General features: G+C 62.2%; 23 protein-coding genes. 6 read left to right on the forward strand and 17 right to left on the reverse strand.

Annotation, left to right across the window (positions count from 1 at the left end; all coding sequences use genetic code 11):
* Positions 1-32 precede the first annotated feature (32 nt).
* The 8 genes from ABK249_RS17660 to ABK249_RS17695 all read right to left on the reverse strand — a co-directional run bounded on the left by ABK249_RS17660 (position 33) and on the right by ABK249_RS17695 (position 8504).
* Positions 33-1055, reverse strand: a complete 1023-nt coding sequence (locus ABK249_RS17660) for a LacI family DNA-binding transcriptional regulator (protein WP_037145335.1) — start codon at positions 1053-1055, stop codon at positions 33-35.
* A 286-nt stretch (positions 1056-1341) separates the two neighbouring features.
* Positions 1342-2310 (reverse strand): ABC transporter ATP-binding protein, encoded by a 969-nt coding sequence (locus ABK249_RS17665; protein WP_348863515.1) that lies wholly within the window; start codon positions 2308-2310, stop codon positions 1342-1344.
* Positions 2311-2313: 3 nt separating this feature from the next.
* On the reverse strand, positions 2314-3324 hold the full coding sequence (locus ABK249_RS17670; RefSeq protein ID WP_348863530.1) for an ABC transporter ATP-binding protein: 1011 nt from the start codon (positions 3322-3324) through the stop codon (positions 2314-2316).
* Between the two features lie 2 nt (positions 3325-3326).
* The gene (locus tag ABK249_RS17675) at positions 3327-4244 is read right to left on the reverse strand and encodes a dihydrodipicolinate synthase family protein (RefSeq protein ID WP_348863517.1); all 918 of its coding nucleotides are present in this window, start codon (positions 4242-4244) and stop codon (positions 3327-3329) included.
* A 10-nt stretch (positions 4245-4254) separates the two neighbouring features.
* Complete coding sequence (locus ABK249_RS17680) at positions 4255-5166, reverse strand: ABC transporter permease (protein ID WP_200883900.1); 912 nt, start codon at positions 5164-5166, stop codon at positions 4255-4257.
* A complete protein-coding gene (locus ABK249_RS17685; protein ID WP_227705734.1) occupies positions 5132-6091 on the reverse strand; it encodes an ABC transporter permease in 960 nt (319 codons plus the stop codon). The genes ABK249_RS17680 and ABK249_RS17685 overlap by 35 nt, the downstream gene beginning before the upstream one ends.
* A 72-nt stretch (positions 6092-6163) precedes the next feature.
* A complete protein-coding gene (locus ABK249_RS17690) occupies positions 6164-7750 on the reverse strand; it encodes an ABC transporter substrate-binding protein (RefSeq protein WP_415926446.1) in 1587 nt (528 codons plus the stop codon).
* Between the two features lie 25 nt (positions 7751-7775).
* The gene (locus tag ABK249_RS17695; protein WP_348863518.1) at positions 7776-8504 is read right to left on the reverse strand and encodes a FadR/GntR family transcriptional regulator; all 729 of its coding nucleotides are present in this window, start codon (positions 8502-8504) and stop codon (positions 7776-7778) included.
* A 166-nt stretch (positions 8505-8670) separates the two neighbouring features.
* On the opposite strand from ABK249_RS17695, the gene ABK249_RS17700 reads away from it, so the two are divergent.
* Positions 8671-9624, forward strand: coding sequence for a dihydrodipicolinate synthase family protein (locus ABK249_RS17700; protein ID WP_348863519.1), 954 nt, complete (start codon positions 8671-8673; stop codon positions 9622-9624).
* Positions 9625-9640: 16 nt separating this feature from the next.
* On the forward strand, positions 9641-11104 hold the full coding sequence (locus ABK249_RS17705; protein WP_348863520.1) for a sulfatase family protein: 1464 nt from the start codon (positions 9641-9643) through the stop codon (positions 11102-11104).
* A gap of 93 nt (positions 11105-11197) precedes the next feature.
* On the opposite strand, the gene modC is transcribed toward ABK249_RS17705, so the two are convergent.
* The 4 genes from modC to ggt all read right to left on the reverse strand — a co-directional run bounded on the left by modC (position 11198) and on the right by ggt (position 15579).
* On the reverse strand, positions 11198-12268 hold the full coding sequence (gene modC / locus ABK249_RS17710; protein ID WP_348863521.1) for a molybdenum ABC transporter ATP-binding protein: 1071 nt from the start codon (positions 12266-12268) through the stop codon (positions 11198-11200).
* On the reverse strand, positions 12265-12966 hold the full coding sequence (modB, locus tag ABK249_RS17715; protein ID WP_037145318.1) for a molybdate ABC transporter permease subunit: 702 nt from the start codon (positions 12964-12966) through the stop codon (positions 12265-12267). The genes modC and modB overlap by 4 nt, the downstream gene beginning before the upstream one ends.
* 58 nt (positions 12967-13024) lie before the next feature.
* On the reverse strand, positions 13025-13819 hold the full coding sequence (modA, locus tag ABK249_RS17720) for a molybdate ABC transporter substrate-binding protein (RefSeq protein ID WP_037145317.1): 795 nt from the start codon (positions 13817-13819) through the stop codon (positions 13025-13027).
* Positions 13820-13986: 167 nt separating this feature from the next.
* Complete coding sequence (ggt, locus tag ABK249_RS17725; RefSeq protein WP_348863522.1) at positions 13987-15579, reverse strand: gamma-glutamyltransferase; 1593 nt, start codon at positions 15577-15579, stop codon at positions 13987-13989.
* A 206-nt stretch (positions 15580-15785) separates the two neighbouring features.
* Here ggt and ABK249_RS17730 point away from each other — a divergent pair, with 206 nt between their 5' ends.
* Together ABK249_RS17730 and ABK249_RS17735 are read left to right on the forward strand one after the other, a co-directional pair.
* On the forward strand, positions 15786-16031 hold the full coding sequence (locus ABK249_RS17730) for a hypothetical protein (protein ID WP_052182566.1): 246 nt from the start codon (positions 15786-15788) through the stop codon (positions 16029-16031).
* A gap of 74 nt (positions 16032-16105) precedes the next feature.
* The gene (locus tag ABK249_RS17735; RefSeq protein WP_227705725.1) at positions 16106-16603 is read left to right on the forward strand and encodes a MarR family winged helix-turn-helix transcriptional regulator; all 498 of its coding nucleotides are present in this window, start codon (positions 16106-16108) and stop codon (positions 16601-16603) included.
* 124 nt (positions 16604-16727) lie between these two features.
* On the opposite strand, the gene ABK249_RS17740 is transcribed toward ABK249_RS17735, so the two are convergent.
* Genes ABK249_RS17740 through ABK249_RS17760 form a run of 5 tightly spaced genes read right to left on the reverse strand, consistent with a single transcriptional unit; the run spans position 16728 to position 22149 of the window.
* The gene (locus ABK249_RS17740; protein ID WP_037145315.1) at positions 16728-17543 is read right to left on the reverse strand and encodes an FAD binding domain-containing protein; all 816 of its coding nucleotides are present in this window, start codon (positions 17541-17543) and stop codon (positions 16728-16730) included.
* An 18-nt stretch (positions 17544-17561) separates the two neighbouring features.
* Entirely contained in the window at positions 17562-18053 is a 492-nt protein-coding gene (locus ABK249_RS17745; RefSeq protein ID WP_348863523.1) for a (2Fe-2S)-binding protein, read from the reverse strand.
* 22 nt (positions 18054-18075) lie between these two features.
* A complete protein-coding gene (locus tag ABK249_RS17750; protein WP_348863524.1) occupies positions 18076-18744 on the reverse strand; it encodes an SRPBCC family protein in 669 nt (222 codons plus the stop codon).
* A 21-nt stretch (positions 18745-18765) separates the two neighbouring features.
* Positions 18766-19701 carry an ABC transporter substrate-binding protein gene (locus ABK249_RS17755; RefSeq protein WP_348863525.1) on the reverse strand — a complete coding sequence of 312 codons (936 nt, stop codon included), beginning with the start codon at positions 19699-19701 and terminating at the stop codon, positions 18766-18768.
* Between the two features lie 15 nt (positions 19702-19716).
* Positions 19717-22149 (reverse strand): xanthine dehydrogenase family protein molybdopterin-binding subunit, encoded by a 2433-nt coding sequence (locus tag ABK249_RS17760; RefSeq protein WP_348863526.1) that lies wholly within the window; start codon positions 22147-22149, stop codon positions 19717-19719.
* Positions 22150-22407: 258 nt separating this feature from the next.
* On the opposite strand from ABK249_RS17760, the gene ABK249_RS17765 reads away from it, so the two are divergent.
* Together ABK249_RS17765 and ABK249_RS17770 are read left to right on the forward strand one after the other, a co-directional pair.
* Positions 22408-24057 (forward strand): UbiD family decarboxylase, encoded by a 1650-nt coding sequence (locus ABK249_RS17765; RefSeq protein ID WP_348863527.1) that lies wholly within the window; start codon positions 22408-22410, stop codon positions 24055-24057.
* A 102-nt stretch (positions 24058-24159) separates the two neighbouring features.
* Positions 24160-25301, forward strand: a 1142-nt coding sequence (locus ABK249_RS17770) for a xanthine dehydrogenase family protein molybdopterin-binding subunit (RefSeq protein ID WP_348863528.1), incomplete at its 3' end; no start/stop codon positions are given.

Here is a 25301-nt window from a genome sequence, read left to right on the forward strand (position 1 = left end):
TTCATCCTCTGTTTGGTTCAGGGTCGTTGCTGTTATGATTTCGACGGCGGCGCAACGGAGTTCCGCACGACGATTTCGACCGGCAGAAGCTCTTCGGAGGCCAGGCTTTCCGGCTCCTGCCAGTTTGTTTCCAGAAGCAGCGCCAGAGCGCGTTCGCCAAGCGCCCGGACGGGCTGGCGTATCGCGGTCAGCGGTGGAGCAAAAAGGTGCAGCGGCCCGACGTCGTCGAAACCGACGACCGAGACTTCATGGGGGATCGAGACGCCCTGGGCACGCAGGACCTCAATGAGGCCGATCGCAATCTCGTCGGAGCTGGCGAAGATTGCCGTCGCCGGCATGCTTTCATCGAGGAAGCGGCGTGCGGCTTCGCGGCCGAATTCCACGGTGTAGCTGCCCTCGTAGCGTATCACCTCAAACGGCTCTCCCCGCTCCTTGAGCGCACGCTCGAGACCCTGTGAGCGACGACGGGTGCTGATCATCTCCCGAGGGCCGCCGGCATAGATGACGCGCCGATGCCCGTGATCGGCGAGATGCCGTCCCGCGAGATAACCGCCATGGTCATTGTCGGAGAACAGCTTCGGCACCACGGCATCCGGCACGTCTTCGTCGACGATAACGACCTTGCCTGTCTGGTTGATCAGCGAAGCCAGTTCGCCATTGTCGGGGTGGTTCGTTATGAAGAGAAGACCATCGACATGGTTCCGGCCGAGCGCAGTCACGTAGGAGATTTCGCGGCCGGGGCGGTTGAGGGTCGCATACAGCGACAGCGCGAGGCCGCGCTTGTCGGCCTCCTCCTCGACCGCCGAAACGAGGGTCGCGAAGAAGGGGTTTGCGATGTCCGGAACGACGAGACCGATCGTATCCGAGCGGCCGCGACTCAGCCTGCGAGCGTGCGGATTAGGTTCGTACTTGAGGTCCCGAATGGCCTTCTCAATGCGCAATTTTGTTTCCGAGGGAAGCTCGAGCGAGCCGTTCAGAAGCCGGGAGACAGTCGTCACCGATACTCCCGCCGCTTCGGCGACATCTTTCAGGCTTGTTGCTCGCTTGGGAGACATCGGAAACCGTTATCCTGCCAATTTTGTAAAGCGCTTTACTAAACCGCTTTACAATGCATCCTGTTTCAAAGCTGTCAAGCGTTGTTCAAGTCCTTTGTGGAACGATGCTCGATGCTGAGGATGATTTCTCTCTTCTGGCGGCGGCGTAGGCTCCGGGCTTGCCGGCGATCATGAACCGGGCGGACGACCAGAATGCCCTCAACCATCCGCAGGCTGAGCGCGAAGCTGATCGACGCCGATAAGGAGCAAGTTCTTCATCATGGAGAAACCTTTCCTGTTTGCCGGATCAGTCCAGATCGTCGCGGATGCACGCCTTGAAATGCCCTTTCGCCCCTTCCCGGAGCGGCGGCACGACGCTCGCACAGGCCTCGATCGCGACCGGACAACGCGTGCGAAAAACGCAGCCGCTGGGAGGGTTCGCAGGGCTTGGAATATCGCCCTTGAGGATTTGCCGGGTGGTGTGCCTTGAAGGATCGGGCGACGGAACGGCCGAAAGCAGGGCGCGCGTGTAAGGATGTTGCGGACTGGCGTAAAGCGCCCGGCTCGGCGCCATTTCCATGATCCGCCCGAGATAGAGCACGATCACGGTATCGGCGACGTATTCAACCACGGCAAGGTCATGCGCGATGAACAGCATGGTAAGGCCGAGCCGCATCTGCAGGTCACGCAGCAGGTTGACGATCTGCGCCTGGATGGAAACATCGAGCGCCGATACGGGCTCGTCGGCGACGATCAGGTCGGGCGCGAGCGTCAGCGCCCGCGCAATACCGATGCGCTGCCGCTGGCCGCCGGAAAATTCGTGCGGATAGCGCGAAATCGCATCAGGCGGCAGGTCTACCGACGCGAGCGCCTCAGAGGCTTTCGCGGCCCGCTCCGACTTGCTGCCGATCCGCTGAATATCGAGCCCTTCCATGAGAATTTCGCCGATCGTCATTCGTGGCGAGAGGCTGGCGAAGGGATCCTGAAAAATGTACTGCACGCGCGCATGCAGGCGGCGGAGCTCGCGACGCGTCAGGCTTGCCGTCTCGACGCCACCAAAACGGATGCTTCCGGAAGTGGGCTCGATCAGTTGCGCGACCATGCGGCCGATCGTCGTCTTGCCGCTGCCGGATTCGCCGACAAGGCCGACGACCTCACCGCGTCTGATCCTGAAGGAGACGTCCTGAACAGCGCGGACGATCGGCCCGCGCGCAAATGCCACCGGAGCAAAATCCCTGCCGAGCCCACTGACCTCAAGGAAAAATTCGTGTGACATCGGTCAGATCTCCTGCCAACGGATGCAGCGGCTGAGCTGGCCCTCACCGGCATCGGCGAGCTTCGGATAGGCTTCGGAGCAGGCCTCTATCCGATAAGGACAGCGTGGAGCGAACGGACAGCCCTGCGGCAGGTTCATCAGGCTCGGAACCGATCCCGCGATTGTCGGCAGCGGCGTTCCCGCTTCCTTGAGAAGCGTCGCCTTTCCAAGCCGCGGCACCGAGCGCATCAGCCCCTTGGTGTAAGGGTGGCGTGGATGGGAGAAGACGCGCGCCACGCTGCCGGTCTCGACCAGCGAACCGGCGTACATGACCGCCACGCGATCGGCGATCTCGGCGACGACCCCGAGATTATGGGTCACGAACAGCATGCCCATCCCGCGTTCCTTTTGGAGCTGGCCGAGCAGGTCGAGGATCTGCGCCTGGATGGTAACGTCAAGAGCCGTTGTCGGCTCGTCGGCGATCAAAAGCGTCGGATTGCAGGCGAGCGCCATGGCAATGGTCGCCCGCTGCCGCATGCCGCCCGAAAGCTCATGCGGATACTGCCGGGCACGCCGCCGCGGATCGGGAATGCCCACATCCTCCAGCCGCTGGATGGCATCCGCCAAGGCTTCCCGGTGGGACTTGCCGAGATGGATGCGGATCGGTTCGGCAATCTGTTCGCCGATCGTATAGACCGGATTGAGGCTGGTCAGCGGCTCCTGAAACACCATGCCGATATCGTTGCCGCGCACACGGCGCAGCGCCTCGCCGCCGAGGCTTTGCAGTTCGACGAATTCTCCCGACTTCCGCCTGAGCTGAACCTTTCCCGCCGCGATGCGGCCGACACCACGCGGCAGCAGCCCCATGATCGAGAGGCTCGTCACCGACTTTCCCGAGCCGGATTCGCCGACCAAGGCAACTGTTTCTCCGGTCGCCACGGCGAGGCTGAGGTCCCGTACCGCGGCGATCTCGCGATCGCCGATGCGGAATACCGTGGTCAATCCGGAGATTTCGAGGATCGGCACTGCACTCATCATCAATCCAGAAGGCCTGTTTGACGCAGGATGCCATCGATGATGGCCGCCTCTTCGTCGTTGAGGGATCGCTGCGGACGGGCCATGACGTTGGTGTCGATGATCCCGAGCCTGCGCATGGCGGTCTTAAAGGCCCCTACTCCGGCTGAACCCGCACTCGTCCGCGGCAGGCTGACCCACACCATCTCGAAAAGCCGGCAAAGCCGCTCCTGTTCCCGGCGTGCCGCAACGAAATCACCCGCCTGGCAAAGGTTCCAGAGGCGCACATAGCCGTGCGGATCGACGTTGCCGAGGCCGGGCACGATGCCATGCGCTCCCATGTTCACGACACTGTCGGCGACGATCTCCGATCCGGTCATGACGAAAAAATCCGCCAGATCGGCGGTGTCCGCCATCACAAAGCGAAGATTGCCGTCATCGCCGCTCGAATCCTTGACGCCGACGATCGTCCCCTCGCGTGCCAGCGTGACGGTGGTGCGACGTTCGAGTTTTGTGTGGACGCAGACAGGGATATCATAAGCGATCACCGGCAGGTCGACCGCCTCCCTTATGTAACGGAAGTGATCGATGGTCTCGGATTGATTGGTGCGCGCATAGAACGGAGCCGTAACGACGATTGCGTCGGCGCCTGCCGATTGTGCCGTCTTTGCATGGGCAATGACGCGTTCCGTCGTGGGGTCGATCACGCCGACCAGGATCGGCACGCGGCCGCGCACCTGTTCGACCGCATGTTCGATGATGCGCCGCCGCACGGCTTCATCGTGAAAGACAACCTCGCTGGTCGAGCCAAGCACGAACAGGCCATGCACCCCGCCCTCGAGCAAGTGGTCTATGACACGTGTGAATGAAGGACGGTCCACTTCGAAAGCCGCGGTGAGCGGGGTGACGACGGGTGGGATGACGCCGGTAAAGAGAGGCATTTCTAACCTTTCACTTGAGTTCGGAGCGCGGGTCGAAGGCATCCCGAAGCCCGTCGCCCACGAAGTTGATGGCGAGAACGGTCACGACGAGCGCTCCGCCGGGAAACATCCATTGCCACGGATAATTTTCGAGTACGTGCGTGGCGCGGGCGGCGTTCAGCATGTTGCCCCAACTCGCTTCCGGAGGCGTGACGCCGAGGCCAAGGAAGGAAAGGCCCGCCTCCAGCAGGATCCCGCTCGCCACCTGCAAAGTGGCATAAACGACGAGGATATCGATCGTATTGGGCAGACCATGGCGGATCAGCAGATGCCAGAGGCCGGCGCCCATGCCGCGCGACGCCACGACGAAGTCGCGCTCGCGCAATTCCAGCAGCCGGGCCCGTACCATGCGCGAAAGGACCGGCCAGGATAGCAGCGAGATCACGAAGATCGTCGGGACAATGCCGCTGCCCACGATCGAGGCGAGCACCAGCAGGAAAATGACCGGCGGCAAGGTCATGGCGAGGTCCACGAACCGCATCGTAGCGCCGTCGACGAAACGCCCTGCAAAGCCGGCCAAGGCCCCTATGAAAAAGCCGATGAAGGTGGAGATCACCATCGAGACGGTCGCGACCAGCAGCGAGGTCCGCCCGCCCTGCAGCAGCCGCGCCATGATATCCCGGCCCACGCCGTCACTTCCGAGCCAGTGTGCCGATGACGGCCCCCGGTTCATCGCCAAGAGATCGATGTCATTGGGCTTGTAGGGCCACCAGAAATCATAGGTGAGCGTGAGCAGAAGGATCGGAACGAGGATGACCAGGCCTGCGACGGCCGCACCGTTCTCAAAAAACCGGGACAGGGCGCGTCGGATGGGACCTGCCGAGCGGGTATGTGTCAAGCTCGCCATCTCATGCCACCTTGATGCGCGGATCGACAGCGGCATAGGCGATGTCGGTCAGCAGGTTGACGAGAATGACGCAGGCTCCGGTGAGAAGTGTCGCGCACATGATCACGGGATAGTCGCGCCGGACCACGGCGTTGATCATCAGGAGGCCCATGCCCGGCCAGTCGAACACGCTTTCGATGAAGATCGCGCCGCCGATGGCGATGCCGATCGTCGATCCGATCAGCGTGATCACCGGCAGAAGTGCATTGCGGACCGCATGCTTGACGATGACCCAGAATTCGCGGACGCCCTTGGCGCGAGCCGTGCGCACATAATCCTGCGACAGCACTTCGAGCAGGGAAGAGCGCATGTATCGCATGATCAGCGCGCCATGACCGATCGACAGCAGGGTGGCGGGCAGGATGAGATGGGCAAGCAGATCGCCGACCGAGAAAGGCGCGCCAGGCGTCAGCATGCCGCCGGCCGGCACCCACCGCAGGACCACCGCAAATACGTAGAGCCCGAGCAGGGCAGTCAGGAAGGCCGGACTCGAAATTCCGACGAAGGCCGCCGTCGAGAGCGAGAGGTCAGCCAGTTTGTTGCGCCGGACCGCAGCAAAGATGCCGGTTGCGATTCCGACGATGACCGCGATCGCGAGCCCGCTGAACATCAGAAGGATCGTCGGGCCGATACGGCTGAGGACGAGCGGCAGCACCGCTTGGCCGTTGTACTGTATGGAATAGCCGAAATCGCCCGTCAAAGCCGCCCCGAGCCAGGCGAAATACTGCACCGGCAAGGGCTGGTCGAGGCCGAGGCGCGTACGAAGTATCTGGAGATCGGATGCCGACATGGGGACCGACGGATTGACATACGCATCGATCGGGTCACCGGGAGTGAGCCGCAGCAATGTGAAGATGAGAACCGTCAAGGCCAGCAGCATCAACAGGCCGACAGCAGTACGGCGGAGAATGTATTGCAGCATGTTTCACCAACAGGATCCGCAGGAGATGCGGACGGGTTTTGAACGCCGTCCGCATCTGGGTTCACAGGCTCATCACGGAGCGATATCCCACTTCTCCGGATGGGAGATGAACGGACCACCGGCGGGAGCGGGCGTCCAGAAGAAGTCCTTGAGGTTGCTCGACGCGACCCCATAGCGGCTCGCAACCCACATCGGCCCCCAGGGAAGCCCGGCATTCATTTCCTTGCAGACCTGCTGCCACTTGACGTCCGCTTTTGCCGGATCGGTTTCCGCCATTGCCGTGTCCAAGGCCTCGGTAAGCGCAGGCATTTCGACGCGCATGATATTGTTGCCCGATGGAGGTATCTGGGCGGCGTTCAACCCGATATTGAGCGATGCCGGATTGGGCCCGTTCTGCAGCCCGGCATAAATCATCGGAAAGTCCTGCCACTTTTCGCTGCGCACGATGCCGTTATAGCTCGGGACATCGAGCGCCCGCGGGACGACATTGATGCCGACCTGCGCCAGCATGGCCTGGACCGCAGCCATGACATTGGCGACCTGCGGTGTATTGTAATAGGTCAGCCACGGAATCGACTTGTCGCCGTTGATCTTGTCCCAGCCCGCTTCCGCCAGCAGGTCCTTTGCCTTCTGGGGATCGTAGGCATAGCCGGTCAGGTCCTTCGGAAGGAGCTGCGGCGCGACATAGCCGCAATTGGCGAGCTTGGCTGCACCGCCGAAAAGGCTGGAGACGATCGCATTCCGGTCGATGGCATACATGACAGCCTGCCGCACGCGAAGGTCATCCCAGATTTTGGCCCGGTGATTGAAACCGATATAGTTGACCACATAGGAATCGCCTTCGATGACCCGAAAACTGTCGTTGCCGCTGAAGGTCTTGGCATCATCCGGTTCGGCGAAGGTGAACTGAATCTCCCCCGCTCTCAGCGCCGCGACAGCCGCGGCAGGATTGGCGAAATAGCGGTTGATCAGGCGATCCGCCTTCGGCTTGCCTCCCCGATAACCCTCGTAGGCGGCCATTTCGACATACTGATCGCTGACGTATTTCACGAATTTGAACGGACCCGTTCCGACCGGCTTGGTCGACCACCATTGGCTCTTGGCGACTTCCTTGAGAGGCACTGACGATAGCGTGTGTTGCGGCAGTATCATGACCTGCGACAACACGGACAGAAACGCCGAGTTCGGCTTGCTGAGCTTGACAACCGCCGTGCGTTCATCCGGGGTTTCGACCGATGTAATGCCGGCAAGCCGCGCCGCAAAGATGCTGCCGCTCTCGGCGTTCTTGGCGAGTTCCAGGGTGAACTTGACGTCGGCCGAGGTGAAAGGCTTGCCGTCATGCCATTTCGTATCGACGAGCTTGAACGTGTAGGTCAGGTTGTCCTGACCGACGGCGAATTCCGAAGCCAGTGCGCCGGTGAGCTTCGACAGGTCCGACGTATAGATGACCAGCGGCTCGAAATAGGTGTTCAGCCATGTAAAGCCAGCGGTGGCGGTCAGCGGGTTGAAATTGCCCTGGAAGCCGCCCGGCCCCACATCGAAACCACCGACAATGGTCTTGCCCGCTTGTGCCAAGGCCGGCACAGGCATCACTGCGGCAATCGTTGAAAAAAGCAAGGCTCCCGCCGCCAGAAGGCCGCCGAAATTCCGTCGATTCATGTTCTCCTCCTCTTGTGTATTTCGTTTATTGCGGAACCGGCTCGACCTCCTCTGGCCGGTTCTTCGCAATGACTCTCCCGATCCCTGAATAGTGGTCGCTCAGGCGCTTCCGGGCGCCCCCGATATCCCTTGCCGCAATGGCTTCGACGATCTCATGGTGATCGCGCCAGGTCGCCAGAGGCGTAGGGCTTGCCAGGTTCGCAAAGCCCGAGGCCTTGTAGAAAGCGGACCAGAAGATATCGATCAGCGTGCTCAGCATCTTGTTGTTCTGGCAGCGGAACAGGAGCTGATGGAACTGCTGATCCTCTTCGGCGAAACTCTCACCACGTTCGGCACGCTGGCGCATGCGGTCAGTAAGACGCCGAAGCTCAGCGACGTCGTCCTCACTGATCATCTGTATGGTCTTGTCGATGAGGCCGGTTTCCAGCACGCGGCGGATTTCCAGCAGTTCCTCCACATCGCGCAACGACGCCTGTAGCCCGTAGGCGAGATTATCCAGCAGCGGCGCAAACGAGAATTCCTTGACAAAAACGCCAATGCCGCGCCGCGTCTCAAGGATACCGACCGATTCCAGCGCCTTGATTGCCTCGCGCACGGAGTTGCGCCCGACGCCCAGTTGTTGCGCCAGGAAGGTTTCCGGCGGCAGAGCCGCGCCAGCCGTCAGATTGTTGTCCTCGATATAGCTGCGCAGGCTTTCCTGCACGCTGACATGCAGAAGTGGCGGGCGCTCCAGCGGCTTTATCGGCTTGGCCAAGAAGGACTCCTTTAGCGATCCGGCTTTCCAATATGGTTGAGGTATATCGACTTGTAGGATATCTTGCAAGTCTATAAATGGAATTGGCAGAGAAGGCCGGCTTGCCGCCGGCGGTGGCGCAGATTGGGGAGCGGCCTCAGGTGCATGCCGAAACAGGGAGGCGGGTGTGGCACTCACAAAATTCGAACGGCGAGATGGCGGCTGGGGTCGTATTCGAGGAAACTGGGCGACGCTATTGCTGCCGATCAATGAAGGCGACTCGATCGATTTCGCGCGTCTTGCCTGTGAAATCGACCGACTGATTGCCGCCAAAGTGGACGGCATTTACTCCAACGGCACCGCCGGTGAATTCCACAATCAGATGGAGGCGGAGTTCGACCAAATCCAACAACTGCTGGCTGATCGCTGCAGCGATGCGGGAATGCCCTTCGTGATCGGCGCCTGCCAGCCCGATTCCCGGATATCCCTGGAACGCGTACGCCGTGCAGCAGACATGAGACCGGAGGCAATTCAGGTAATCCTTCCGGACTGGTGGCCCGTGACGACAGTGGAAGCTTCCGATTTCCTGACGATGGCCGCCGAGGCCGCCGGCTCGGTGCCGCTGATTCTCTATCAGCCGCCGCATGCCAAGCGCGTCTTTGCCCCCGCCGAACTGGCCACCCTTCTCAAACCGGTCCCACAGGTAATCGGCGTGAAACTTGGAGACGGGGATTCCTCGTGGTACGAACAGGCACGCCGACATCTCGATACATGGGGAATCTATGTCCCCGGGCATCACCTCGCGACAGGCGTCGAACAGGGTGTTGCGGTCGGAGCTTTCTCGAACGTTGCCTGCCTTAGCCCATCCGGCGCACAGCAATGGACCTCGTCCATGGCCGACGACCTCAATCAGGCGCTCAATATAGAGCGGCGGCTGCGCGCCTTCCTGGAGGACCACATTGCGCCCTTCGCAGGGATGCATGGCTATTCCAATGCAGCACTGGACAAGCTGCTGGCCGCGATCGGGGGATGGGCGGATGTCGGCACCCGGCTGCGCCGGCCGTATCGCTGGATCGACCCTGCGGTCGTTCCCGACTTGCGGGAAAAAGCCAAAGCCGCCCTTCCAGAAATCATGCTGTGATCCTGAGGTAAGTACCGTGACACCGCCCAACATTCTGATGATCATGACCGACCAGCAGCGCCGAGACACGCTCGGCATCTACGGCTGCGACTGGATTCCGACACCTCACCTCGACCGACTGGGCGAAGCTGGAGCGGTATTCGAGCACTGCACGGTCGACAATCCGATCTGCACGCCTTCACGGGCCAGCATCTTCACCGGCAAACCCGTGCCGGGCCACGCGGTGCAGCGGGTGCATGACAACCTGCCGCCGGACGAGGTGCTGTTCACCGAACGGCTTCGACAGGAGGCCGGCTATCGGACTGCGCTTTTCGGCAAGCTGCATGTCAGCAGCCGTGTCCAGGAAGAACATCAACGGCATCCGCATGACGGTTTCGATATTTACGAATGGTGTCTGGAACCGTCTGTCTCGATTCAGAGCCCTTTCAACGGTTATGCGGCCTGGCTTCGCGAGACGGCGCCCGACTTCCTCGCCGCCCTTCGGAGTAACGGCCGGAAGGAACTTCATCACCCCGAAGCCCTGCACATGAGCAAATGGGCGGCTGACCGAACCATATCCTTTGTCCAGTCGATGAAGGAGGAAGAGCAGCCCTTCTTCTGTCTAATGAGCCTGTTCGACCCGCATGATCCCTATGAGGATTACCCCCTCGCATTCAGGAATTGCATAGATGCCGCGAAGATTCCGGACCCCGTCGTTTCGCGTACGACGCAACCCGAATGCGTTCGTCGGGAACAGCAGGGTTCCTATCTCGGACGTTTCGCAGACTTCTCTCCGGAGGAGATACGCAAGATCCGTCTTGGTTATGCCGCCTCCATTGCCTTCCTCGATGTGCAGGTCGGCCGTGTTTTGACGGCATTGGACGACGCAGGCCTTGCCCAAGACACGTTGGTCATCTTCCTATCCGACCACGGCGACCAGCTTGGCGATCACGGGCTTTTCATCAAGGGCGTTGCACTCTACGAGCCTACCACCGGAGTGCCGCTCATGCTGCGTTGGCCCGGCCACCTCACTGCCGGCACCCGATGCACCGCGCTCGCGCAAGGCCGCGACGTGGCGGCCACATGTCTCACAGCGGCAGGCCTCGATACGCGATCCTGCCTTGAGAGCGAGGATCTGGTGGCCATGGCATTGCGGAATGCAGCCTGGCGCAGCAGTGCGATCTGCGCCTACCGCAATTCCGGCGTGAACGACAGCGGTAGTTTCTGGAACCCGCCGATGCACGCGACCATGGCGAGAGACCAACGCTTTAAGCTCACGTTCTATGCCAGTGGCGGCTTAATCCAGCGGGAACTGTTCGATCTTGAAACCGATCCACAGGAGACCGTCAATCTTTCAGGCAATCCCGTCCATGCGGAAGTTGAACTCAAGCTGCTGGGCGACATCGCCTCGTTTCTGCAGAATGAAGCGATGATGGCAGCACCGCGAGCAACGTCCTCCATCCCCAATGCAGCGCAGCGGCTGCAAAACAGAATCAAATAAGATCGACAATCCGTAACATGCTTCAGTGGCTGGAGAGCCAGTGCGCCGCAAGCGTGCAGGCGAGCGTGCCCAGCGGCGGAAGGAACGATAGCGCTAGCGCTCCAGTGCCACCGTCTTGATGACAGCGAAGATCGACTTTCCAGGCTTGAGTTCAAGGCGCTCGGCGGAGAGCGCGGTGATACGGGCGAGAAGCATATCCTCGCCGCAGCGGATGCGGATGCGGACCATGCCCTCGCCGTCCGGCTCCATCGAAGCGACATGGCCATCGAGGATGTTGAGAGCGCTCAGGCCCTCGGGCCGTCTTATCGCCACCATCACGTCGCGTTCGGGAATATGCACCCTGACTGTACGTCCGGCTTCAACATGGGCATTCGGTACCATCAGATGCGACGTGGAAAGCCGAATGTTTGCCAGACGATGTTCCGTGTCGACCGACTGCACGGTGCCGAAGAGAACCGCACCCGCTTCACGGCGGTCGGATGACGGCAAGGATGAGCCGCCAAGGATATCCGACGGAGTGCCGACCGCTTCGACCTTGCCGTCTCGCATCATGACCACCCGGTCGGCAAGCCGCGCCACCTCAGCCACGGAATGGCTGACATAGACGATCGGCGTCGTGGTCTCATCGCGCAGCCGTTCGAGATAGGGCAGGATTTCCGCCTTGCGCTCGTCGTCGAGGGCCGCGAGCGGCTCGTCCATCAGGAGCAGGCGCGGCGCCGACAGGAGCGCCCGGCCGATCGCGACGCGCTGCTTTTCGCCGCCCGACAGCTTGCCCGGCCGCCGGTCGAGCAGCGCGCCGATCCCGAGGAGGTCGACGATGTGGTCGAAGTCCTCCCCCCGCGCAGCCTTCGATGCAAACCAGCGGCCGTAGACGAGGTTCTGGCGGACGGTGAGATGCGGAAAAAGCCGTCCTTCCTGGAAGACATAGCCGAAGCGTCGCCTGTGCTTCGGCACGAAGATGCGGTTTTCCGTATCGAGCAGCACCTCGTTGTCGATTATCAGCCGGCCGCGGTCCGGCCGCAGGAGCCCGGCGATCACCCTGATCAGCGAGGTCTTTCCCGAGCCTGAACGGCCGAACAGCGCCGTTACGCCGCCTTCCGATGTAAAACCGGCATCAAGCGTGAATCCGCCGAGTTTCTGCTGTGCCTCAACGACAAGGGTCATTCGATGTCGACCCTCCTGCCGATCAGATAGGCCATGAGCTCGGAGGCGAGCAGCGCGGCAAAGGAGATGACGATCGCGACCAATGTGAGCCGCATGGCGCCGAGATCACCGCCCGGCACCTGGGTGAAGGTATAGATCGCCGCCGACAGCGTCTGCGTCTCGCCCGGAATGTTGGAAACGAAGGTGATTGTCGCGCCGAACTCGCCCATGGCCTTGGCAAAGGCGAGGATCATGCCGGCGATGATGCCGGGCAGGATGAGCGGCAGCGTTACGGTGAGGAACACCCAGGCAGGACTGGCGCCGAGCGTACCGGCCGCTTCTTCGAGCTTGTGGTCGACCGCTTCGATCGACAGTCGGATCGAGCGCACCATCAGCGGAAAGCCCATGACGCCGCAGGCAAGCGCCGCACCCGTCCAGCGGAAGGAAAAGACGATGCCGAGATATTCGTCAAGAAAAGCGCCGATGACGCCGCGCCGGCCGAACACGATGAGCAGGATGAAGCCGGTGACGACCGGCGGCAGGATGAGCGGCAGGTGCACGACCCCGTTCAGGATCGACTTGCCCCAGAATTTCCCGCGGGCAAGCAGATAGGCGATGAGAATGCCGAAGGGAAGGCTGACGACCATCGCCACGCTGGACACCCACAGGCTGAGCCTGACGGCCGTCCATTCCTCGTCGCTCAATACCAGCCAGTCCAAACGCTACCCCCAAAGGAAGGCGGCTCCCGCAAGGGAGCGCGAGCCACCTTAACCCGACTTACTTCAGAACCGTAAAGCCTTCCTTCTCGAAGAAAGGCGCAGCTTTTTCCGACTTCAGGTATTCGAGGTAGGCGGCGGCATCCGAAGACCTGGATTCCGAAAGAATGGCGATCGGGTAGATGATCGGCGGATGGGTGTCTTCCTGAAACGTGCCGACCACTGCGACACCCGGATCGGCTGCCGCATCCGTCTGGTAAACGATGCCGTATGGCGCCTCGCCGCGCGATACGAGGGCGAGTGCGGCGCGCACGCTCTCGGCCCCGGCGACGCTCTTTTCGACCGAGGCCCATATGCCGAGTTTTTCGAGCGCGGCCTTGCCGTATTTGCCGGCCGGAACGGAACTCGGCTCGCCCATGGCGAGCCTGCCGCCCTTCAGCAGACCGGCAAGGTCGAGGCCCGGCTTGATATCGACCGGTGCGGCCTTGTCCTTCGCGGTGATCAGCACGATCCGGTTGGCGAGGAAGTTGGAGCGGGTCTCTTCCTTCACGAGTTTTTTGTCGGCAACGTATTTCATCCAGTCGAGGTCAGCCGAGATGAAGATGTCAGCCGGCGCGCCGCTTTCGATCTGCTTGGCAAGCGCCGAACTTGCCGCGTAGGAGACGGCCACCGCCCTGCCCCCCTTGGCGCTCCAGGCCTTGTTGGCGTTGTCGAGCGCGTTCTTCATGCTGGCGGCAGCAAAGACGGTCACCTTTTCCTGTGCAACGGCGGGCGTGGCAAGGCCGGCCAGCGACAGGAAGGCGGCGGTCGCCGAAGCAATGGCGATCCTGATCAAGGAGCGACGGCTAATGGTCATGGTTCCCTCTCCAATCCTCAACGAGATATCTTCCTGAATATATCGGGGATGAAGTTTTGGCCAGCGTTATATTCCATGAAATATCTTGGTCGGCGGGATGTGTTGAACAGCAATCGCCCGCCGCAACGGATTGCGTCGCAGCGGCGTTGAAACGTTCGGGCGAGAGGTCAGATGCCGAGCGCCATGCCATCCTTGCGGGGGTCGGAACCGCCCCGCAATACGCCGGTTTCCCAGTCGATCCAGATCGCCTGAGCGCCACCCATCGGCGATTCCGGCGCCTTGACCTGAAAACCCCGCCGTTCGAAGTCCCGGCCGATCGTATCGCGCAGCCGATGTTCCATCTCGACCTGGTTGGTGCCGGGCAGCGGGAAGAGGCGCGGCAGGTCGATCGCACTCTGCAGGTCCATGCCGTAATCGAAGACTTTGGAGAGGAAATGCGCATGGCCCATCGCCTGGTATTGGCCACCCATGACGCCGAAGGGCATCACGGCACGTCCATTCTTCGTCACCATGCCGGGGATGATCGTATGCATCGGCCGCTTGCCGGGAGCGACTGCGTTCGGATGGCCTGGATCGAGCGAGAAGCTGAAGCCCCGGTTGTGGAACATGACGCCGTGGTTCGGGTCCATGCGGCCGCTGCCGTAGACGAAGAAGATCGAGTTGATGAAGCTGACCACGTTGCGATCGCTATCGACCACCGAAAGGTAGATCGTATCCCGGTGCGGCACTTCGTCGAACTTCGGCAAGTCCGTTATCGCCTTAGTGGGATCGATCATGCCGGCCAGTTCCTTGGCGAGCGCATCTGAAAGCAGATAGTCGACCGGCACGTCCACCTTGGCCGGGTCGGCGAGGAAGCGGTTGCGGGCGGCATAGGCCAGCCGGGTCGCCTCGACCTCGATATGCAGCCGTTCGGGAGAGAGCGGGTCGCCTTTGCCGGGGAAATACGAAAGGATCTTGAGGATCATCAGCGCGATGATGCCCTGCCCATTCGGCGGGCACTCATGGATTTCGTGGCCGCGGAAGGTCGTCTTGATCGGCGTGACATATTCGCCTTTCGCAGTGGCGAAATCTTCGAGCGTGTGAAGTCCGCCGATGCTGTTCAGGTAGCGAACCAGATCCTCGGCAATCGGACCCCGATAGAAGGCATCCCGGCCCTCCCGCCCAATCGCCTCCAGCGTATCGGCGAGTTCCCGCTGATATCGGATCGAGCCGGCGGGCGGGGCCTTGCCATCGACGAGGAAAGTGCGGCTTGCAGTCGGGTCTCCCTTCAGCATCTCTTCCTGCGCGGCGAGGTCATACGCCGAGCGCGGCGGCAGCGCATAACCGTCGCGGGCAAGTTTGATCGCCGGCGAAAGGATGTCGGCCATCTTCATGCGTCCGTGGTCGGCGACGAGCCGTGTCCAGGCATCCACGGCACCGGGCACGGTGATCGTGTGCGGTGAGGTGCGGGTGAGGCTGGTAATGCCGAGCGAGCGGAGGTGCTCGACGGTCGCGGCGGCCGGTGCGCGGCCGGAACCGTTATAGGCGATGATCTTGTCCGTTCCGCCGAGCGAGAGAAGCGCGAAACAATCGCCTCCGATACCGGTCGAGCCGGCTTCCACCACGCATTGCACGGCGCAGGCGGCAACCGCCGCATCGATCGCGTTGCCACCGCTGCGCAGGATGTCGATTGCCGCCAGTGTTGCCAGCGGCTGGGAAGTTGCCGCCATGGCATTGCGGCCGACGGCCAGCGAACGGCCGGGTAATTCGAAGTCTCTCATGGCGCTCTCATCGTTGGAAAAGCGGGCGAATGCCCTGTCACGGCTTGTTATCCACTCAAGAGACCACGCCGAAGGCCAGTCATCAAGGCCCTGGTTGTCGTTTTGAGATGGCTGATATTCCGCAGCAACCCGCTAATTTTGCCGACCACGGCCGACTTGACGCCCGTCTCCTACCTGCCATTCTGCGAATAAAGGGAGACGGGGTAATGAAATATGTGGTCAATGGGCTCATCGCCCTCGTGGGCATTCTCGGCACGGGTGCGGTTGCGGGCATCGCCGCCATTCTGATGGCTGCTTTCGAAATGACCGGCTCCTGTTTCGAAGGTGCCTGTGCCTATACGGCGGTGTTCCTGGTCTTCCCGTTTCTCTGGATCGTGCTGATGGTGATCTTCTTCGCCATATGGATGTCCATTCGCCGCAAACGGAAAGCGCTGGCCATCGGCAGACCCTGATCCGCCCGGTTTCGATATCCGCGAGCTTGCTGTGCCCCTGGTTCCTGATAGATTTCGGTGACGGAGGACGGACAATGTCGGTGAAATCATCGGAACGGCAGGTCGGGGAGATGCCGGCAGAGAACAAGGATCTCATTCCTGCCATTTTCCAGAATCTCATTGGTTACCACCTGCGCGTGGCCCAGGAGGCGTCTTTCCAGGCCTTTGCCAGGGCGGCCGGGAAAGCGGACCTGAAGCCCGGCTGGTATTCGCTGTTGACGGTGCTTGCGGAGAAGGAAAGCATGACGCCGTCGGAACTCAGCCGAATCTGCGGGCGCGACCGGTCTACGCTGACGTCGAGCCTTAAGGGACTGGTGACGCGGGGATTGATCGAACGGCGCGGAAATCCGGAGGACCAGCGCAGCTACAACGTCCGGCTGACGGAGGAAGGCCGGCAAATGCAAGAGCGGCTGCATATCATCGCCAAGGCTCATGACCGCCGCCTTGATGAGATTGCAGGCGAGGACAAGGCTGTGCTTATCGCTGTACTCGGCCGGGTTGCCGCCGCGCTTGGGGCAGAGCGAGATTTTTGACGACTGTGCCCGATATGTGCGCGTTCCCTCCGGACCGGCGCCACAGATTGGAATCCGCATCGTTTGAATTGAAAAGGCCGGCGAAGTCTCCCTCGCCAGCCTGTGCGATCTTGAGAGATCTGCTTCAGAGAATATGCGTGCCGCCGAGGTTCTGCACCGCGCGGCGGGTCATCACCGCCACCAGATGGGCGCGATAATCGGCCGGGGCATGCATGTCGCCCATCATCTGCGACGGATCGATGGTCAGGCCGTCCAATGCTTCGACTGTGAGGCTCTCGTTGAGCCTCTCTTCGGCCTCAGTCCAGCGGAACACGCCTTCGTTGCCGGCACCCGTGATCGCCACGCGGACATGCCCGTCCCGGTGCTTGGATACGAAGGCGGCCGCCATCGAATAGCGCGAGGCCGGATTGCGAAATTTCGCATAGCCGGCGATTTCCGGAATCTTGAACTCGACGCGGACGAGGATTTCGCCGGGCTCCAGCACCGTCGTGTAGAGGCCCTGGAAATAGTCGTCGGCCGGGATGGCGCGGCGGTCGGTGTGGACGATCGCGTCGAGCGACAGCACGGCCGAAGGATAGTCGGCGGCCGGGTCGTTGTTGGCGGTCGAACCGCCGATCGTGCCCATATGGCGCACCTGCACGTCTCCGATCGAGCCGGCAAGGCCGGCCAGTGCCGGAATGGCGGCCTTGACCTCCTTCGAGGCGGCGACGACCGCATGCCTGGTGGCCGAGCCGATGATGACCTTGTCGGCCGTCACTTCGATGCCGGAAAGTTCCGGAATGGCGCGTACGTCGATCAGGTGCTGCGGCGCGGCAAGCCGGCTCTTCAGCGTCGGGATCAGCGTATGGCCGCCGGAGAGGTAAGACGGCTCTTCGGAATTCTCGTAGAGGTCGATGGCTTCGGAAAGCGTCTTCGGCTTGTGGTAGGTCGTTGCGTACATGGCCGTGTCCCCTCCCGATTATTCGGCCGCGACGGCATGCGCCGCGCGATGTTTTTCCGCCGCATCCAGCACCGCCTTGACGATGTTGTGGTAGCCGGTGCAGCGGCAGAGATTGCCTTCCAGCTCGTGGCGGACGGTGTGTTCGTCGAGCATGCCGTCGTGGCGGCGGATCATGTCGACCGAGGCCATGATCATGCCGGGCGTGCAATAGCCGCACTGCAGGCCGTGATGTTCGTGGAAGGCCTGCTGCACCGGATGCAGCTTGCCGCCTTCGGCAAGACCTTCAATGGTCATCACTTCCGAGCCATCGGCGGCGACGGCCAGAACCGTACAGCTCTTCACAGCCTTTCCGTCGAGATGGATCGTGCAGGCGCCGCACTGGGTGGTGTCGCAGCCGACATGGGTGCCGGTCAGCCCCAGATGCTCGCGGATGAACTGCACGAGCAGCGTGCGGTCCTCGACCTCTCGTGTCTCCGGCTTGCCGTTGACGGTAATGGTGATGCGGGACATGAGCCCCTCCTCTCAAAAAGACTCAGGCGGCAAGCGCCGCGACAGCGATGACGGCGACAGCAACGACGCCGGCGATAATATAGGGCAAACAGCTCACACGCTGCCCGGCCGGCGCTGCGGGTGCAACAACCGGTCCGGCAGCTTCGGGAGCCGCAGGTGGGATGGGTGCCGGTGCTGCAGCTGACATGACAGGCGCGGCAACAGCCGCCGTCGCGATAGCCTCCGCTACACCGGCATCGGTTGCATGATCAACCATGACGGCGCGCGCCGCAAGCTTTTCGAAGAACTCGTCGGCGAGTTTTTTTGCCGTGGAATCAATGAGCCTCGATCCGAGCTGGGCGAGCTTGCCGCCGACCTGCGCCTTGGCGAGATAGGTGAGCACGGTATCGGCACCATCTTCGGCGAGATGCACATCGGCGCCGCCCTTGGCAAACCCGGCGACCCCGCCCTTGCCCTCACCCGAGATCGTCAGGCTTTCCGGCGCTGTCACGTTCGACAGCGTCACCTCGCCGGCGAACGTCGCCTTCACCGGGCCGATCTTCGTGGTAACGCGGGCCGCAAAACCGGTCTCCGGCGTGCCCTCCAGGCTTTCGCAGCCGGGAATGCAGGCCTTCAGCACAGCCGGATCGTTGATCAGCGCCCAGACGTGCTCGCGCGGCGCGGCGATGCGATATTCGCCCTTGAGATCCATAGGTTCACTCCTCCCTGTCCGTCATTTGCTGCCTGTGGCCGATTCGTAGAACGAGAGGTCAAGATATTTGGAAATATCGGTCAGCGGTGTGTTTCCCGATCCGTAGCGGGAGCGAAGGTCCAGGACGGCCTTCATGCCTTCGGGCAGGATCTTTGCGCCCGGAGTGAGACCGGAGCGCGGCGAAAGCAGACTTGCCATGATCGAAGGGACCGCCGCCGGCTGGATATCCGGCATCTTGGCCTGCAGCAGGACGGCGCCGGCTTCACGGTTGGCTGGGTTAAGCGTCCATTCGAGCCCCTTCAGATAGGCACGAATGAAGGCTTTCACCGGTTCCGGATTTTCGGCGGCATAGGCGCGACGGGCGGCGATCACACCGCCCTGGTAACTGTCGAAATGGTTCGAGGAGACGTCGAGCACGTTGAAGCCGGAACGTCTGGCGATGCTGGTGAAGGGCTCGATCGTCAGCGTCGCGGCATGTTCGCCGGCCTTGACCGACTGCCAGCGCTGCGGGGTGGCGCCAACGGCGACGAAGGTGACGTCGTCGCGGCTAAGGCCGCTGCGGGCCATCATCTCGAAGAGCACGAAGGCAAAGCCGGTGGTCAGCGCATCGAGCGCGATCGAGCGTCCCTTGAGATCCTCGTAGGTCTTGACCTCGGGCGCGGTGACAATCGCGAGCTCCAGCTGTGTGGCCCCGATCAGCACGACATAGTCCGGATTGACACCCTCCGTCGTCGCACCCTGGCCTTCACCATAGGCGACGACATTGTCGAAGGCGGTGAAGACGATGTCGAACTCGCCGGCGGCAGTCTTCTCCGCCTGGGCGACCGAGCTCGGGGTCAGCGAGATTTCGACATTCAGGCCTTCTTCCACAAAGAAGCCCTGTTCGATCGCCGCGAAGGTCGGCAGGTTCGGTGCGCCCGGGAATGCGATGACGCGGACGGTCTTCAAATCACTCATAAGATAAATTCCTCCTCAGGACGCCTTGCGTCCGCTGTTCATGGCGCGCCAGACATTGGCCGGCGTGACGGGCATCTGGATGTCCTTGACGCCGAATTCCGAAAGCGCATCGACCACGGCGTTGACGACAGTCGCGAGCGCCGGCGTGGTGCCACCCTCGCCGCCGGCCTTGATGCCGAGCGGATTGGTCGGCGAAATCACTTCGGCAATTTCGCATTTGAAGCTCGGCATGGTGTCGGAGCGAGGCAGGCCGTAGTCCATGAACGAGCCGGCGAGCGGTTGCCCGCTGTTGGGATCGATCGCACAGAGTTCCCACATGGCCTGGCCGACGCCCTGGGCGATGCCGCCATGGGTCTGGCCGTGGACGATCAGCGGGTTGATGCAGCGGCCGACATCGTCGATCGTCGTATAGCGGACGATCTGCACGTGGCCGGTATCGCGGTCGATCTCGACTTCGCAGATCGCGGCGCCGTTCGGGAAGACCGGGGTGTGCATTTCGTTGTCCTTGACGACGCGCAGCTTGCCATGGGAGGCGCGCGTGCGGCGGCCGAGATCGAAAATGTCGATCGTCTGGTTGGAATTGCGGAGCTTGAAGACGCCGCCTTCGAAATCGATCCGGTCGGGCGTCGAGCCGAGCAGATCGGCGGCGCGCTTCCTTCCTTCCGCCAGAAGATCGGCGGAAGCCATGGCCATGACAGTGCCGGCATGGCGCATGGAACGGCCGGAATGCGAACCGCCGCCGACACTGACGATATCGGTATCGCCGAGCACGATCCACACCTTTTCGACCGGAACCTGGATCATGTCGGCCACGACCTGGGCAAAGCTCGTCTCATGGCCCTGGCCGCTCGGCTGGGTGCCGATGATGACTTCAATGGTGCCGTCGTCCTTGATCTCGATCTCGGCGCGCTCCTTCGGCGTGCCGATCGAGGATTCGACATAGTTGGCGAAACCGCGACCGAGCAGCTTGCCGCGCGCCGCGGCTTCCGCCTTTCGGGCGTCGAACGACGCCCAGTCGGAGAGCTCGAGCGCGCGGTCCATGTTCTTCTCGTATTCGCCGCTGTCGTAAACCGAGCCGACCGCATTGGTATAGGGCATGGCGGACGGCGGGATGAGGTTCTTACGGCGCAGCTCCAGCTTGCCGAAACCGAACTGGTCTGCGGCAAGCTCTACCAGGCGTTCGATCGCGAAGGTCACTTCCGGCCGGCCGGAGCTCCGATAGGCCTGGGTGCACATCGTGTTGGAGAAGACGGCGCGGGCACGCAAGGTCGCATAGGGAATGTCGTAGGAACCGGTAATGAGGCCCGAGCCCTTGCTGAGCGGCGAGAGCGACACGGCCCGGCCACCGACATTCGAAAGGTTGTCGGCGCGCATGGCGAGAAACTTGCCGTCCTTGCGGATCGCCAGCTCCACCTTGGTCACGAGGTCGCGGCCCTGATAATCGGTGAGGAAGGATTCCGAACGGGTCGCAGTATATTTCACCGGCCGGCCGATCCTGGCGGACGCCCAGAGAACCAGGCCGAATTCCACATAGACGCGGTTGCGAGTGCCGAAATTGCCGCCGACGTCGAAGGAAAGCACGCGAAGGTCCTTCGGCTCGATACCGAGCACCTTGGAAAGCTCGTTCTTCTGCCGCACGGCGCCGCCGCTGCCGGCATAAAGCGTGTAACGCTTCGTCTCCGGATCGTAGGAGCCGAGCGAGGAACGCGGCTCCATGGTGACGCCGGTGACGCGGTGGATATGGAATTCCGCCTTTACGACATAGTCAGCCTCTGCAAAGGCGGCGTTCGTGCCTTCGACATCACCGAAGGTCGTGTCGATGAAGACATTGTCCGGCACCTCGTCCCAGATGGTCGGGGCGCCCGGCTCGGCGGCCTTGGCGGTATCGGTGACATAGGGCAGTTCTTCCCAGTCGATGAGAACCTTTTCAGCGCCGTCGGCGGCCTGGGCGGCGGTCTCCGCCACGACGATCGCCACGGCCTCACCGACAAACCGGGCCTTGTCCGCAGGAAGAAGGTAATGCGGTCCGGTAAATGCCGGGCTGCCGTCCTTTGCCCTGAGCTTCATGTCGAAATTGGTGGACGGAATGGGATTGTGGGGGATCGGCTTGATATCGTCGGCAAGGATGTCCTCGCCGGTCAGGACCAGAAGCACGCCTTCGCTCGCCAAAGCTTCCGTCTTGTCGATGCCGAGGATGCGGGCATGCGGATAGGGCGAGCGCACGGTCGCCGCATAGGTCTGTCCGGGCAGCGAGAAGTCGTCGGAGAAGCGGCCCTTGCCGGTGATCAGGCGGCCGTCTTCCTTGCGGGGAATCGGCTTGCCGACATGCTTGAACAGCGCCTCCTGCACCAGCTTCATTTCGGGCGAAAGCTCTGCCGAATCCGGCTTCGGCTGCTTCAGCGGATGCACGATCATCTCGGACGTGGCGGTCTTGAACGGCCTGTTCATGAAACCTCTTCTCTTTGAAATCACGACGGTTTCTCCCTTCCGCCGACATGTCTCCGAGCTCTCACCCCGCTCTGCGAGATGCTGTTGCTCTTCGTATTAATGTATGACAATATGGCAGTATAATGCAATCGAAAAGATCGCCCCTTTCGACCTGAGGGTGATTGCCTCATCCGGCTCGATGCCTTCAGTTAAGGAATGACGCCTGCTTTCCGCTCTCCCTGGGAGGGGTGCCAGGCGCAGGTTTGGGAGTGAAATTAGATGACGACTTTCGCGCGCAAGGCGCCTCTCGACCTGCAGGAACACCTGCAGCGGCTGGAGGCCCTCGGCCTCCTCACCAGGATCCAGGTGCCGATCGACAAGGACAGCGAACTGCATCCGCTTGCCCGCTGGCAGTTTCAGGGCGGTCTGCCGGACGAGCAGCGCCGCGGATTCGTGTTTACGGACGTGAAGGGCGCCAAGGGCGAGAAGTATGACATTCCCGTCGCCGTCGGCGTGCTGGCCGCTTCGCCGGCGATCTATGCGGCAGGCCTCGGCGTATCTGAGGACGAGATCGGCGATGTCTGGGTGAACGCCATGGAGCATCCGATCGATCCGGTCATGGTCACGGAAGCGCCTTGCCAGGAAGTCGTCGTCACCGGCGACGAATTGAAGCGGGAGGGCAAAGGCCTCGGCTCCCTGCCCGTACCGATCTCGACACCCGGCTTCGACAGCGCTCCTTATTTCACCGCCACCCTCTGCGTCACCCGCGACCCGGAAAACGGCATCCGCAACATGGGCACCTATCGTGCGGCGCTGAAGGCGGAAGACCGGCTCGGGGTGCGCATGGCAAGCCGCCTCTCCGGTGCCGGCGGCTACCAGCACTGGCTGAAATACCAGAAGATGGGCAAGCCGATGCCCTGCGCCATCGTCATCGGCTGCGCGCCGGCCGTGCTCTTCACCGGCCCGCAGAAACTGCCGATCGACCAGGACGAACTGGGCGTTGCCGGCGGCCTGATCGGCGAGCCGATCCGCATCGTCAAGTGCAAGACGATCGACCTCGAAGTGCCGGCCGATGCGGAAATCGTCATCGAAGGCCTGATCGATCCCGTGCTCCTGGAGCCGGAAGGCCCGTTCGGCGAAAGCCACGGCCATGTGGCACTCGAGGACTTCAACATGTCGATGCAGGTGACGGCGATCACCCGCAAGAAGAAGCCGGTCCTCGTCTCGATCGTCTCCCAGGTGACACCGAGCGAATCGAGCGTCCTGAAGCGCGTCGCCTACGAACCGCTCTTCCTCAACCACCTGAAGAAGGTGCTGAACGTCAAGGGCATCAGGCGCGTCGTGATGCACGAGCCGCTCACCAATATCCGCAAGGTCATCTTCCTGGAATTCGACCGCTCGGCGCCGCAATCGGAGATCTGGCGCGGCCTCCAGGGGGCGGCGACGCTGCAGGCGCAATGCGGCAAGATCGTCATCGCGGTTTCCGACGATATCGACAGCCGCAACGCGGACGCCGTCTTCTGGTCGCTCGCCTATCGCGCCAACATGATCGACGACGTGCATATCATGCCCTACCGCTCCGGCGGTCATGGGCCGAAATCCGGCTCGAAGAGCGCCGAGGGTACGATGCTGATCGATGCGACGCTGAAGGCGCCAATGCCTCCGCTCGCCCTTCCAGCCGAGCCCTACATGGTCAAGGCGCGACAGATCTGGGAAGACCTGCAGCTTCCTCGCCTCACACCGCAGCCGCCATGGCACGGCTATTCGCTGGGCGACTGGAGCGACCTCTGGACCCGGTTTGCCGACGATGCGGTCGCCGGGGACTGGCGCAAGACCGGCGAGAACACGCTCGCCCGCCGCAAGGGCGGCATGAAGCCGGAGACGCCCGCCCGCGACGTCGAAAACCCGAAGGCCGACAAGAAGGGCTGACGAAACGCGGCGGCGCGGATGGTTCAGACGTCGTCCGGGCCGCTATCGTTTTCGAGAATCCGTCCATCGATAGTCAAAGCATTTCCGTTTTCGGGAGGAGTCATGTTGAAGATCGGCCAGTCGCAATTGCGGTTCGAGGATGACGCGCTGATTACCGGACGCGGGCGCTATATGAACGACCTCGCGGCCAAGGGCGAGGCAATGGCCGTCTTCGTCAGGTCGCAGGCCGCGTCCGGCCGGATCGTCTCGATCGATACGGAAGCAGCGATCGACATGCCTGAGGTTCTCGGTATCTTCACCGGCGCGGACCTGAAGGCGGCAGGCCTTCGGCCGATCCAGCCGCGGGGCAAGCATCCCGGCCCCGATGGCGGCGAAATGCGGGTGCCGGTCTTCTATCCGCTCGCCGTCGATGCCATCCGTTACGTCGGCGACCCCATTGCCATGGTCGTCGCCGAGACGAAGGAAGCAGCACTTGCCGCCGCCGAAGCCGTGACGGTCGAAATAGACGAGCGGCCAGTGGTAATCGACCCGCTGGAATCCGTCTCTCCGGACGCGCCGCTCGTCTGGGATGAATTCCCCGACAATCGCTGCTTCACCTTCGAAACAGGCGACAAGGCGGGCGTGAGCGCTGCCATCGCTTCCGCCCATACCGTGGTCCGCCAGCGGTTGAGAATTTCCCGCGTCACCGCCGCGCCAATCGAGACGCGCGGTGCAATCGCCTCTTACGACGATGCCGCCGGTCTTTACAGGCTCGAACTCGGCACGCAGGCGCCGCATCGCATTTCCGGCGATGTGGCGCCGGTTCTCGGCGTTTCGCCGGACAAGGTGCATGTAGTCGCGTCCGATTGCGGCGGTTCGTTCGGCATGAAGAATGCTGGTTATCCCGAATATCCGGCGCTCCTCTGGGCGGCAAAACGGACCGGCCGCACGATCCGCTGGGCAGCCGACCGGCTTGAATCCTTCCAGTCCGACGCGCACGCCCGCGACATGTGGGCCGATGCTGTGCTGGCTCTCGACGCCGACGGAAAATTCTTAGGCCTCGATGTGCATGTGCGTGCCAATCTCGGCGCCTATCTGGGGCCGGCGACCGTACATCCACCGGTCGCCAATATCGGCGGCCTTGCCGGCGTCTACCGCACGCCGAAGATCTATGCCCAGATCGACGGTGTCTTCACCAATACCCAGCAGACGGCGCCTTATCGTGGAGCCGGCCGGCCGGAAGCGACCTATATCTTTGTTTTTTT

Source organism: Neorhizobium phenanthreniclasticum, assembly GCF_040066075.1.
GTDB lineage: Bacteria > Pseudomonadota > Alphaproteobacteria > Rhizobiales > Rhizobiaceae > Neorhizobium > Neorhizobium petrolearium.